This is a genomic window from Flavitalea antarctica, assembly GCF_054461535.1.
Genome location: NZ_JBTLQG010000048.1, coordinates 20,544 through 34,685 on the forward strand (window position 1 = coordinate 20,544; position 14,142 = coordinate 34,685).

Sequence of the window (14,142 nt, forward strand, 5' to 3'; positions counted from 1 at the left end):
TACAATTTTATGTTGATCACTACTTAGCCGTAGATTCAGACCGGGTACTTCACCAATGAAGAGCCCGGTTTTTATCCATTCTTATCACTCGCCGGTTATCTTTTTCATTTTTTGCATAGCCGTTTTTGCCACCGTCAGCGGGTCCTGCTTGTAATAGGCAGCGTTGAAAACTTCTTCTGAAATGATGAGTGGTTTCTGAGGATCGTTGAGAATATCGAGTATTTTTTTAACCGGAGCGATGCCATCGCCGGGATGAACGCGATCAGAATCAAGTATGGTGTCTCTTGGCTTGTCCGGATAATCGTTTATATGAATGATATCTACTGCTTTTTTAGCGATCAGGGGAAGTGTCTCAATACTCGATCCACCCTTGTATAAATGGTAAACATCCAGCAATACTCTTGCTGATGGATGACCACTTTGAAGCGCAACAAACATTACCTCAGCCGTTGTGCCCAGGTTTTTTGAGAAGCCCCATAATTCAAGATGGGGAACCACGCCCGACTGATCTCCTAATTCTAGGATCGCCCGATACCGCTCCGCGGCTTTCCTCAGGTCTAACCCGGCTTTATCAGTTGCCCCTACAGGTGGAGCTGCTACCCGTTTGCAGCCGATCTGTGCCAACAGGTCCATTTCCTTCTTCATTTGTTCTACCCCCTGCTTTCTCACTTCATCATCATCAACTATCCATTTGGCAAAGCCAATTGCATTCACCGCGGTGATGCCAGATCCTTGTAAATGTTTATTAGCTTCTGAAATTTTTCCACCTTTTGCCAGGAACTCCTGCAGGCTGTCAACCCATATCTCTGCCATTGTAAACCCTGCCTTTGAAGCAACTTCCAGCTCTTTTACAAAGCCGAGTTTATGGCCCCTCAGTGTAGCCATATTAAGACAATATCCAAATTTGTCTACCCTAAGCCCGGGTGATGTGATAGCATTGCCAGTGAATGAACTGAGTGTAGATGCGGAGGTGAGTCCCAGCAACTTCATTGCCTGCCTGCGGTTAAGCATCGATTTGCATTTTTATCATTTAATAATCTTACGCATGGCAATATCATTTATTTATCGGGATAATCCCAAAGAGTTTGTCTACCGTTTTTATCAACCGGTCCCCGGCAAAGCTGCCGGGAACATTACCGGATTCCGAAATCCACAGGTTCAAGCCCTTTCACTCTGTACATTGTCCTTTCACTCCTGTAAACTGATAAGCCAAGAAGAAACCATGCTATGGCCGAATACGCACCTATTGTATAAAAACTGAGATCACTTTCAAAACCCGCGACGACACTAAACAGGATAGCAAAGCCGAGCCAGAACCCGGCTATTACCGGGGTGAACCTGCTGAACCCGGTAAGTTTTTTCTGAGCTACGATAACAATACCGGTTATGAATAGCAAGGTGTTACTCGCTGGCCAGAAAAAATCCAGGATCCGGTAGAGGGTCGAGTTGTTGCCGGGATCCAATGCTGACCATACGTTCCAGATACAGGCAACACCGAGAAAAATAAGATTTAGTCTTAGTAATCTTTTGCCCCATAGTTTATTACCCGTTGCCTCCTGCCTGATAAGTCCCAGTATACTGCAAATCCATCCGGTCATATATATAAGATCGGCAATACCAGCCGCCGGGGTATTCTTAAGCCCGAATTTGTGATCTGAAAGCATTTCAACGAATAGAAACGGGGAACAGATCATTGCAATTATTCCGAGCGTTTCATTTGAAGGAACACGGATTTTTACTGACCCAAGGCTGATCTTTCCCGGACTTGAATAACTGCTGTCAGCGGCGATATTGCTTACGTTTTGTGACATTGAATCGAGACCATGGTATTGTGGTACATTATTGCCTGAACTTGCCATCTGATTTAATTTTCATGCAATTAAAGGATCATAAATTTTATATAGACGGGCATCCAGATGACTGCGGGTAATTTGGGCCTGAATCGCAAAAAACAGTGAATGAAATGTTTTGAAGGATCCCGGTCCCGCGATTGTTGCAGCCCGGATCTACTAAAGATTTCACCTTCATTTATTGCTATCTTGTAACGGAAAAAGAATTGACATGGCATCAATACAAACACAAAGAATTCTTAAGAAAGACAGCCGGTATTCTATAGTAGGAACAGTGTGGATTGAATGTGATGGCAACCGTTACTTTGGTCCAGGGCCTGTCGAACTGCTTACCCTGATTGATAAAACCGGTTCTATCAGGCAGGCAGCACTCCAAATGGGAATGTCTTATAAAAAGGCGAGTGAACTGGTGAGCACGCTGAACGAAAATTCTGTCTTACCAATGGTGATACCCCAAACCGGCGGAAGCAATGGTGGCGGATCAGTTATCACCCCGGAAGCAAAAAAGATGATCGCCATGTATAACAACGTGCGAAGAAAATTTCTTCGGTTCCTTGAGTCAGAATCTAAAAGCTTAAATATATAAACCGTAAGGGTAAAACTATCTATACAGGTTATTTTCATTAAGTTTAGTGTTCATTTTTTCGGAATAACTAAGCTTTTATGATCTTAAGATTGTTGCTTACTTTCGGTTTTGCGTTATATGTCTGCTCAGCGCTTAGCCAGCCTACCATAATATCTAATCTCCTCTGCAACAATCGAAGCCGTCCAAACAACGTAGATCACAAACCTCCGCGCTTCTCCTGGCAATATCGAACGTCTCAGCAGGCTTTTTCCCAATCTGCATTCAAGGTGCAGGTCAGCGACTCATACCGTGCACTTGAAAATGGCGTTGCTAATTCCTGGAACAGTGGTAAGATCCGGTCCGGACATTCAATAAATATTCCATACGGGGGAGAGCCACTGTCAGCGGGCACCTCATACTACTGGCTGGTAACAGGATGGGATGATCACGGAAAGCGTTATCAGAGTAAGATAGATAGTTTTACTACAGCGCTATTTACAGACAATGATTGGAATGATGCCCGCTGGATAGGATTTGAAGAACTACCTGATTCAATGCTTGTGGTTCCGGGCGTTCATGCTCCCGACGCAAAAAAATTAGGCGATAAGGCATTGAAGAGAGCCGTTGTCCCATTGTTTAGAAAGGAGTTTATTACTACAAAAAAGATTAGTAAGGCAACAGCTTACATTACCGGGCTTGGCCAGTATGAATTGATGCTGAATGGTCAGAAGGTTGGCACCAGCTTTCTTTCACCTGCCTGGACCTTCTACGACAAAAGGGTTCAGTATAATGTGCTGGATGTAACCCCGCAAATAAAAAACGGAAGAAATGCGATCGGCGTGATAGTGGGAAATGGTTTCTACTACATCAACCGTGAAAGGTATTTCAAAATTGTAACTGCTTTTGGTTTTCCTAAAATGATATGCAAAATAAAAATCGAATACCAGGATGGGAGTATTATGACAGTTGTTTCGGATACCAGTTGGAAAACTGCGCCATCGCCTATCACGTATAGCAGCATATTTGGTGGAGAAGACTATGATGCCAGGCTTGAACAAGCCGGCTGGAACAATAAAGACTTCAATGATTCAGGATGGAAAAACGCACTGGCTGTTAAACCTCCAAAGGGTTCATTGGAAGCAGAATTCATTTATCCCGTTGTTATCAAGGACAGCTTTGAAGTAAAGAATATCATTCAGCCGGCTAAAGACATTTTTGTTTACGACTTTGGGCAGAACGCCTCAGGAGTCATTGATATAAAGGTAAAAGGGAAACGGGGTCAGACTATTAAACTTACACCAGCCGAACTGTTAAGCAAAGAACTTGCCCCTAATCAAAAAGCTTCGGGAGGTCCATATTATTTTAGTTATACATTAAGCAGTGATAGCATAGAAACCTGGAGACCGGCTTTCTCCTATTATGGATTCAGATATGTGCTGGTGGAAGGTGCACTACCAGCGTCCGGGTCTTCTGATCGCCAGGATCTTGCACGAATTATCAATCTGAAAGTATTACATAATAGTAGCTCAGCGCCTCAGACCGGGAGCTTTCAATCCTCAAATGTCCTGTTTAACCGGATCGATACGCTGATCAAATGGGCTATACAATCAAATGTTCAATCGGTTGTTACTGATTGTCCTCATCGTGAGAAACTGAGCTGGCTTGAACAGGATTACCTGATGGGTAAATCCATTCATTACAACCTGGACATCTACCACCTTTACAAAAATCTTGTTTACAACATGATTGATGCGCAGACTCACGAAGGGCTTGTGCCCGATATAGCACCAGAGTTTGTGCCCTTTGAAAGCGGGTTCAGGGATTCACCTGAATGGGGAAGTGCGTCTGTGGTGTTGCCATGGCAGATCTACAAGTGGTATGGCGATATTGATGTGATCCGTGATGCCTTTCCGATGATGACCAGGTATATAGCTTACCTGGAAAGTAAATCGAAGAACCACATTCTTTCACATGGACTTGGTGACTGGTTTGATTACGGACCAAAATCTCCCGGCGAAGCACAGCTGACGCCAAAAGAATTAACGGCCACTGCAATATATTTTTATGACGTATCACTGCTATCAACTATGGCAGCATTGATTGGGGAACGTGAGGAAGCCAAACGACTTGGAGAAAAAGCAAATGAAATTAAAACAGCATTCAACACGAAATTTTTCAATACAGAAACCAAAATCTATTCCACAGGGAGTCAGACGGCGATGTCTATGCCGATATCGGTCGGCCTTGTAGAAGAAAAGTATAGATCCGCCGTATTTAAGAATATGGTGGATTCTATAAATCTAAACGGTAAAAAACTAACGGCTGGAGATATAGGTTACCACTTCCTGGTTGACGCACTTCATGCCGCAGGGGCATCAGATCTATTGTTTGATATGAATGCCCGTGACGATGTACCCGGCTATGGATACCAGCTAAGAAAAGGGGCGACAGCTTTAACGGAGTCATGGCCGGCCCTGGAAGAAGTATCCAATAACCACCTCATGCTCGGCCATATCATGGAATGGTTCTATTATGGCCTGGCAGGCATCAGCCAGTCAGACAGCTCTGTCGCTTACAAACATGTAATCATAAAGCCGGAACCTGTTGGAGATCTTAATTTTGTAAAAGGTAGTTTCCGGTCACCATATGGAGTCATTGCCAGTGAGTGGAGAAAAAGCAACAGAACTTTTGAACTGACCGTACAGATTCCTCCAAATTCAACAGCCACAGTTTTTGTACCTGCTACGAAGGAGTCGATCATTACCATAAACGGCAAAACTGTCAAAACCAAAAATGCTTTTAACCCTGCTTCTCATGAGAACGGGAAATATCAGATTCCGATCAAATCAGGGAAATACACTATACTGGTAAAATAGCGGCCGATAGGCTCCCGGATTCACGATAAAACAATAATTTGCAGGCATTGTCAAAGTATCTCCACCTTCAGGGTTATCATCTATTTTGAACGGACCTGTAAGTGCTGAGAATATCCCGTCCGCATTTTTATACTTTTCCTTTATTACCGAACTATTACAACGGGTATGAAGTAATACAACCGATATATGAAGTAATACAACCGATAATTGTGAATCAGAAGTAATAGAACCGACAAATAGTGAATCATGCGAATGAACCTACTCTATATCATAGCTGGCAACTGCGGCAACAAGCAAGCCAGGAAAAGAAACCGGGATAGTGCCCTTCTCTTTGTAATACTAATAGCAACAATATTTAGCGCCTGTTCAGACGATAAGCCAGCTAATCCACTGCCGTCATTTTCAGAAAGAAAAGTGGTTGATACTAATCCACCTGTTAAACCATTGTCCCCCAAAGAGAGCATCAAGATGACACTACTACCCCCCGGTTTCCGGATGGAGCTCGTAGCAAGCGAACCAATGGTCCAGGAACCAGTGGCCATTTGCTGGGACGGCAACGGCAGGATGTATGTTGCGGAGATGAATACTTATATGAAGGATGCGAATGCAACCGGCGAATTTGAACCAACAAGCAGGATTAAACTACTGGAAGACCTGGATGGTGATGGACGGATGGATAAAGCAACTGTGTTTATTGACAGCCTCGTATTGCCACGAACGATACTCGCTGTAGGAGATCAATTACTGGTTACAGTGACCAACGTGCAACACGTATGGAGCTACAGGGATACCAATGGTGATGGAAAAGCGGACCAAAAGAAAATCGTATTTAACAATGCTGTAATCGACTCAAGAAATCTTGAACACCAGAACGGCGGTTTTTATTGGAACCTCGATAACTGGATCTATCCTTCACGTGACAACCTGAGATATAAATACAAAAATGGTATGCTTATAGCAGATACCATGGTCGATAACATGATTGGCCAGTGGGGACTCACGAGTGATAACTATGGCCGGCTTTTTTATTCAGAAGCCGGTCCGGGATTACCCGCCGTACAAATCCAGCAACTGCCTGCTTACGGTGCATTAAACTTTGCTGACCAGTATACCAAAGAATTCACAAAACCCTGGCCAATCATTGGCACCGTGGATGCCCAGGGTGGAAGATCAGCACTCCGGCCGGAGGACAATACACTGAAAGAATTTACAGCGGGCTGTGGCCAATCTATATATCGTGGCGATCGTATGCCTGCTGATATGCAAGGTGACTATTTTATTCCTGAGCCAGTCGGGCGAATTATCAAAAGGGGAAAGGTGTTGAACAGGGATGGAAAGATCTATATCGAAGACGCTTATCATCAGAAAGACTGGCTGGCTTCGGCGGACATGAATTTCCGTCCACTGAATACCTATACGGGCCCTGATGGCTGCTTCTATATAGTCGACATGTATCACGGGATAATACAGGAAAGCGAATGGACAACACCTGATTCGTATCTCGGCAAGATGATCGCGGAAAAAGAATTGTTTAAGAACAAAGGTATGGGTCGCATTTATAGAGTTGTCCACGATGATTTTAAGCCCGACAACCGTCGTCCCGCAATGCTCAGTGAGCCCGTAAGCAAACTCGTAACTTACCTTGACCATCCGAACGGCTGGTGGCGCGATAATGCACAACAACTGATCATTTATCATAACGATCGTTCTGTAGTACCGGCACTCCGGGACATGGCGCTGGGCAAACAGGCTGGTGGTCAGACCGGGCCAACTGAGCTGGGAAGAATACATGCGTTATGGACACTTGAAGGACTCGAGTCTATCGATAAGTCTACCTTGATTACCGCATTCAGTGATACATCAGCCCAGGTTAGAAAAACGGCTGTCTGGATAAGCGAACGGTATATCAAACAAGATGACAGTGAGATCCTCGATCAGTTGGACAGGCTGCGGGATGACCCCAGCGCAGATGTCAGGGTCCAGCTGTCGTTATCTATACGTGGACACAATTCGAAAAAGGCAAAAAGCATTGTTGATAAGCTGTTGGCTTCAAATAAAAACAACGAGATGATGCAGTTCTCTTTCGCAACCTTTGTGGAAGCAGAAAAAACAAAGATGGAAGAACTCAGAAGGACAAAAAATCTAAGCAGTGCAGACAGGGAACTGGTGAAAAATGGAGAAAAGATATACAAACAGCTTTGTGCAAGTTGTCATGGCGCGGATGGCAAAGGCATCACCATCGGTGGTAAAGATATGCCTGCTCCCCCACTCGCAGGTTCACCACGGGTCCGTGGTGATAAGATCATGAACATACAACTGTTACTAATGGGACTCCAGGGTCCCATAGACGGGAAAACTTATCCGAACACTATGCCGTCTATGGCTGGCAATGATGACAAATGGATCGCCTCGGTATTAAGTTATATTCGCAACAGTGGTGAACTGGGGAACAATGCTTCTATTGTAACAGAAGAGGAAGTAAAGATGGTTCGTGAGAAGACACCAAAGAAACTAAACCCTCCCTATGAAAGTGGCGCTACCTTGCAATTGCTGGAAATTTTCAAACTTGGCCGTGCAGAAAATACCAACTGGGATAAGAAGCTCCACTAGAACTTAAGATAAAGTAATAAAATTTCAGGAAGTAAGAAACAGAATGTATGCAAGCATCAACGACACATTCATACAATAAGGACACAAATTCCAGGAGTAACTAACGCCATTTTAAAGACCTAAACATATTTTTATAAATGAAGATCATTGCCTTGTCATCCCTTTTATTCATCAGTCATACCATGTTCTCACAGGAACACACATTTACGAATGAGCTGGGAATGAAATTCGTTTTGATCAGGCCCGGAAAAATGATCGTAGGCAGATTTCAGCCAACTGTTGGTAACAAGGATTTCCGGGGAAACCCCCTGCCTGAAAAATTAGTCAAAGCATCACTGGAAATGGCAAGCAAAGATGCCTTGCCCGGATTTACCGTAACCATTAAGAATGCCTACTATATCGGCATGTACGAAATAACACAATCGCAATGGCAAAAAGTGATGGGTAATAATCCATCGGTCTTTAAAAAAGACAGCATGGAAAAGCAGCCCGTAGAAAATATCACCTGGCAGGATGCAACCGCATTCATAAAAAAACTGAATGGGCTGGATAAAAAAAACAGATACCGATTGCCAACGGAGTTTGAATGGGAATATGCCGCAAGAGCAGGGGCAGAGGACGATATTGCATGGAAAGAAATACAGGCTACTGCTGTTTTGGGAGGAACCATGCCGGCACACATTGGCACCAAAAAGCCAAACGCGTGGGGCCTGTACGATATGCTTGGTAATGTATGGGAATGGGTCCAGGATTTTTACAATGAAAAAATTTTCGCAGAATCAGTGCCGCCCGGATCAGGCAGGCAACATGTGCTGAAAGGATCGTCATTTACCGGTGATGTTAAAAACGCAACCTATATGACCCATGCAGGGGGACCGGGGAATGGGTTCGATATAGGGCTACGATTAGTTATGGAAGTAAAATAAAGATGAAAAACAGGTTATATCTCATTTAGATAAGATTATGTAAGAAATGTTATCTCGTTTGTATAAGAATATGTAAGAACTGTTATCTCGTATATACAATGCAAAAAGTCAGGACCAGCATACCAGGCATAAAAACCCTTCTTGTTATACTATGTTTTCTTGACATAATGATTTGCCATGCCCAGGTACCTCCCGGTTTCAAAACTATTTTCAATGGCAAAGACCTGAAAGGCTGGCATATCAGCCGGACAACACACCAGGGTACAACTCCAGGCTTTGGTGTGGAAAATGGAGTTATAGTTGTGAGACAAAAACCCTATGGACAAGGCGGCGTACTACTGACAGATAAGAAATATAAAAACTTCGAACTCTATATAGAAGTGAAGATTGATTCGCTCACCAACGGCGGCATATTTATAAGGTCGTCGGAAAGTGGTATCGCTTACCAGGTTGAATTAGATGAAACATCGAAGAGCACAGGTAATTTATTAGGTGAACGAATACAGATCAGCAAAGCAGCATCCTGCAAGGGCCGCGCTGAAATCTGGAAAGCCAATGACTGGAACTCTTATAGAATAAGAATGGCGGGCGAGATACCGCATATAACACTTTGGATAAACGGGGTGTTGATGTGGGATGTGACCCAACCAAAAAACGATTTCATTGCGGGTGCAACACAAGGGATGATCGGGCTTCAATCACACTGGACCACGTTATTTTCACCGGCGGCCGGTGAATGGAACGGACTTACTCTATGGGCACCGGGGGCAATGCATCGTTACCGGAATATTGCAATAAAGGAGTTACCTGGCTCCCTGGAAAACTGATCATCATTCCGCCTATCACCTGTTGCATAAAGTCATTCATATGAATAACGCCATCCATTTGCATAACGCCATCCATTTGCATAACGCCATCCATTTGCATAACGCGATACAGTTATTCGCTACAACAAATCTCGGGGACAGGTACCAGTGTGCTCGTTCTCAATATGCGCTGGCTTCCCAGTTCATCGGTTAACGGCCGGACAGACTCTCCTTTTTCTGCCTGGTTTATAAATCCTTCTTCGATCCGCAATTGTCGTTGTTCCTCAAGTTTTTGTTGTCGCGCGGCAGATGCACGATCGACCTCACCGACCGCACTCCTGAAATATTGTATACTCATCCCTTGCTTCAGGTTCAGGAGCTCGAGACCAGGATTTACACGGCTCAGCGCCGGATTTTCGTTCCTTGATAATGGACTTGGGCTCCAGAATTTTTCATAAGTCGGCAACATTTCAACTGCCAGAACGCTCAGGTTGCTGGTTATCGGCAACCCGAGATCAAGCAACATTTGCTCAACGTCTTTATTCTTCCAGCCCGTTATTCCATACTGGATCCCATCCGTATTGGAATTCATTTTACGTACACCGGTTGCCGGATCCGTTTCCGGGCGTTGCCGCACAAACAACTGATCGTCTAACAGAATGTTCCGGTACTCTTTATCATCGGCGCGTTTTACCTGGGCATAAAGCAAAGCCCATAGTTGTGTGCGTGGTGGATTTGTTGTTACGTCAGCACCGTTGAAAACAGTTTGTGCGTAAGGAGCAGAAACCATAATATGTTTTTCATTCCGGTTAACAATACAAAAAAGTTGGGGTGTTGGATGCTGTACCCCGGTTGTCCTTAGCTGGCGACCAAATCGTGACTGTGCCGTGCACCATCCTTTTTTGTGACCCACCCGTATCTCATAGGTGAAGAAGCCAAACAGCTCGGGAGATGAAGCATGCATGCCGGGAGGCAAAGGCACAAGGAAGTGGACCTTGCTTTTATCTGCCGGCGTCAATTGCTGCATGGCATTCAGACCGGCAGCATCGTCCGTGTGATTGGGACTGATGATCCTGATGAGTTCAGCGCTAATGGGCAAGGGCGCCTCTTCAGGTGCCTTCAGCATTTCAGCTTTCCATTGTGCGAGCAACGGGTCAGGACTATAAGCCACCATCCTGATAAAATATGCATCGTTTTTATTCAGTACCGGTTCGGCAAATTCCAACCACAGAAAACGACGACGCGGTTCGGTGCTGGCATAACCAGCATCTGCTACATATTTACTTTGTGCAATTCCCGCACTAACAATCCGGGGAACCTGTGATGGCTTACCGGTGATCGGCAGATGTAACTGTAAAGGCTTGAATTCATCCGCTTGAACGTCGGCCGGTCCGGGAGATGATTTGAAAAATGATTCGATGCGATAACTTACCATGATCTCCTCCGGGAAATCAGTCGGATTTTCAGGCTTCGGTTCAACAGCATCTAAAAAGCACAGGTAGGTCTGGCTTCTGTCCGCATCATACAAAGCCTGTATATTGATTGCCTGTTTCATTTCAATATCGCCTACGAGCTGCTCTTCACCCCAGTCGATAGCAGCCCTTTCCTCTTCATTTAAACCAACCCCAACCAGTTTTTTCCGACGATATATATTAAAACTGATGGGCTGGATTCCGTCCCAGGTCCAGTCACGGTTAAGTATAAACGTAATGGGCACAATCCATTGGTTGAGGAGATCACTTTTTGTTGCGATGGTGATACTTGTACTATCCGGACTCAGGTTATGACGTATAAGACGGCTCGCGCCAAATTGAATCCGGCAACCGCGTTTACCAACCAGGCTTAAACCCTTTGCTTCTACTTCAATTGTTTTATCGATCGCATCGGCAAGGCGCTCTATCAGGCTGCTGGAATGTGTGGGACTATTATTTTCTACGAACACTTCCGTTACTGTTGCCTTCAGATAGGTGTCTGTGTCGGGCTGAAGCCAGATGCCACGTATGCTATCGACGTCCGCCAGGGCCTTAAACAGACCGGTTTCAACTTCCCCTGCCTTTCGCGTGATGAATGTAACCGGCTTGCCATACTTCACAAGGTCCGTATTTGCGAGATACCCCGGTTTTGCCTCCACCTTTGGCCGGATCGTGATGCGGACGTCTCTTGATTTTGGCAACACGATATCGTTGTGCGAATCAATGTTATCACCACCTTCCACCAGGCCGAGTTCACCCAGGTCCTGCGTTGGCTTAAATGCCAGTCTTGGTGCCTCTACGAAATTGAGGGGAATAGATAACTCGCTTTCAAAACCCAGCGGGAACCTGCGTTCAGTGATATAGAGTTTAGCGTAATTTTCATGACTGTCTTTGTTATCCCGGAGCTGCAGATCCATACCAAGTGCTTTCACTTCCACGAGCACTTCAACGGCCACCACATTGGGATCAGGCAGACCCACAGGACGTTGCTTCGTAAAATCTGCCTGCGACTCAAGCAGATTAGCTTCCGCATCTGCGATCAGCTCTGCGGTTGCATTCGGATAATCTCCGGTAAACAGCACAGAAGGATAGCCCAGCAAGGGGCGTTTCATAGTCAACACTGCATCCAGAAAATATTCGTCATCCTTAACTGGTAAGATATTATTTAATCTTACCGCCTGGGGTTGAACAAAACGCTTAAAATCGCAGCGGCCCTCCGGTGATGGCGAAGCATATTTACGATTATCCTTCAGTTCCGGCCCACCGCCGCTTATATCGGCCAGGCGCACACGAAAATCATAATTTTGTCCATACAAAAGCTGCACACCTTGTAAACCGGCTGGTTCATACAGATCAAACTTCTTAGCCTTTTTGTCTGCTATCTCGTTTTGTTCTTTCTTAAAAATTTCAATTGCCTCTTTATCCGCAAGAACAAGACTTTTACCAATCCAATGCGAATAATACTGAGGCAGCCAGAAGCCTTGTCCCGGCAAGGGCCTGGAAGGATATACCTCAACTCCCAATTCCCGCTCACCGGCAACAGCATCTATCAGCTGGCCACCAATTGTCAGGTTCGCTTTATTGCGTACCCTGCAAAGCGGTATCCAGGGATTCGGATTGTTCACATCATCGCTATGCAACCTCACATCAACCCTGTATTGCATTACACCCATCGGGGCATCTGTTCTGCGACCGAGGCCAACACCAATACTTTCATCTTCTTTTAACTGGCGGTTCATCCATATAAGCAATTGCTCGTCATCCCAACCAAGACGGATTCCGGCATCGGTTATGACGGGTAAGTCTTTGTCCTCTTTTTCACGGAGCAAGTCGCCGCTTAATGGCTGATTTGCATGAACGATCTTACAGAACCCATCATCGTATTGTGCATTCTCAATTAATAGTTCATCTAAACCTGATGGCACAAGTGGGATATCTACATCCTGACTATCTAGAGGTTCCGGATCTTTTAATAACACAGGAAATTGAACAGCAGAGAATAGGGGCCTGTCATCACCATCTTTGAGTTTGGGAAGCCTGGCGGCATAACGTTTAACGGTTTTTTGTCCTTTTAATTCATCGCCCAACGGGGCCTCAGTCATAGATTCAAAATAGCTACATCCGGGGGCGAGGTCAACATAGATCCAGCTTCCTTTTTTAACCAGAGACGGATCAACAGGAAATGTTGCTTCATAGATAAAACCTACACGTTCAGCAAGTGCTGGCTGCCTCAGGCAGTATGCAAACACCTTTCCCCAGCTTAGGTCCGCCACGGTAGTGGGCACAAATGCGCCAACTGGTTTGTCACGTAAAGCACAGGCATAACTGTCATCAGTAACCGCATCTTTTGTTCGTGGTGAAGTGAAATTAAAACTCTGTTGATAGCTTTGCGGCAGATATTTTTTTATGGTGTTTTTATTGTCGGGGGCCTGTAGCCTGTTGTTTGCGGTGATTGTTCCCCCGTTTGTCAACTGTTTTTCGAGGTCCTCAAAAATCGGTCTTGTATCAGCGGGCATCGCAAGCCCGGGCAGGTCAAAAGGTTGTGCAACAACGGTAGTCGAAGGATAAAGTTCAGGGTCCGAAATCAGTTTCACCTGTAATGCGATACGTGCGTCCACCCAGGCATCCGGCCCCATGCCGGGCATCGGAATGAGGGGATTATAATTTCTTGGCATTACGACCACGCGAATCGTTAGCTGGTTACCGATCCATTTTTGTGGAAAGGTTAGTATGGAAAGTTTTGCGTTCATATACAAACTTTAAGCTGATTAGTTATACTGAAAAGGAGACTTACGGGCAATTGTCCGTTACGCTAATTGCCTGGTCTCCTGCCAGTTTTCAGTGAAGCTGATGTCGATAATAAAACAGATGCTGATGTCAAGGCTGAAGGTAACCTGCGCTATCATATTTGTTTCCTGTCCTATTCGTTTCTGAACCTGCCCGCTCGCTTCTATCTGGATGGTCACCGTAACTATTCCTCCAAGGATTTCTGCTCTTCCCCGGAAAAGAACAAATCCGCCAAGTCGGTCTTCTGTAC

9 protein-coding genes are annotated in these 14,142 nt (G+C 45.1%); 5 read left to right on the top strand and 4 right to left on the bottom strand.

The genetic code is table 11. The features are described 5' to 3' along the window. Positions 1–84: 84 nt before the first annotated feature. On the bottom strand, positions 85–1,011 hold the full coding sequence (locus ACX0G7_RS25230) for a sugar phosphate isomerase/epimerase family protein (RefSeq protein ID WP_458926316.1): 927 nt from the start codon (positions 1,009–1,011) through the stop codon (positions 85–87). 122 nt (positions 1,012–1,133) lie between these two features. Next, on the bottom strand, positions 1,134–1,859 hold the full coding sequence (locus ACX0G7_RS25235; protein WP_458926317.1) for a hypothetical protein: 726 nt from the start codon (positions 1,857–1,859) through the stop codon (positions 1,134–1,136). Positions 1,860–2,061: 202 nt separating this feature from the next. Between ACX0G7_RS25235 and ACX0G7_RS25240 the strand changes: the two genes are divergently transcribed. The 5 genes from ACX0G7_RS25240 (at position 2,062) to ACX0G7_RS25260 (ending at position 9,654) form a co-directional block, all read left to right on the top strand. Beyond that, complete coding sequence (locus tag ACX0G7_RS25240; RefSeq protein ID WP_458926318.1) at positions 2,062–2,436, top strand: winged helix-turn-helix domain-containing protein; 375 nt, start codon at positions 2,062–2,064, stop codon at positions 2,434–2,436. Positions 2,437–2,513: 77 nt separating this feature from the next. Then, the gene (locus tag ACX0G7_RS25245) at positions 2,514–5,291 is read left to right on the top strand and encodes a family 78 glycoside hydrolase catalytic domain (RefSeq protein WP_458926319.1); all 2,778 of its coding nucleotides are present in this window, start codon (positions 2,514–2,516) and stop codon (positions 5,289–5,291) included. Between the two features lie 246 nt (positions 5,292–5,537). Beyond that, positions 5,538–7,901 (top strand): DUF7133 domain-containing protein, encoded by a 2,364-nt coding sequence (locus ACX0G7_RS25250; protein WP_458926320.1) that lies wholly within the window; start codon positions 5,538–5,540, stop codon positions 7,899–7,901. A gap of 137 nt (positions 7,902–8,038) precedes the next feature. Then, entirely contained in the window at positions 8,039–8,827 is a 789-nt protein-coding gene (locus ACX0G7_RS25255; protein WP_458926321.1) for a formylglycine-generating enzyme family protein, read from the top strand. A 98-nt stretch (positions 8,828–8,925) separates the two neighbouring features. Then, positions 8,926–9,654, top strand: coding sequence for a 3-keto-disaccharide hydrolase (locus ACX0G7_RS25260; RefSeq protein ID WP_458926322.1), 729 nt, complete (start codon positions 8,926–8,928; stop codon positions 9,652–9,654). 112 nt (positions 9,655–9,766) lie between these two features. Here ACX0G7_RS25260 and ACX0G7_RS25265 read toward each other — a convergent pair whose 3' ends face one another. Both ACX0G7_RS25265 and ACX0G7_RS25270 read right to left on the bottom strand, forming a co-directional pair. Beyond that, positions 9,767–13,855 carry a hypothetical protein gene (locus ACX0G7_RS25265; protein ID WP_458926323.1) on the bottom strand — a complete coding sequence of 1,363 codons (4,089 nt, stop codon included), beginning with the start codon at positions 13,853–13,855 and terminating at the stop codon, positions 9,767–9,769. 57 nt (positions 13,856–13,912) lie between these two features. Then, positions 13,913–14,142: hypothetical protein (locus ACX0G7_RS25270; protein WP_458926324.1), on the bottom strand; the 230-nt coding region annotated here is incomplete at its 5' end.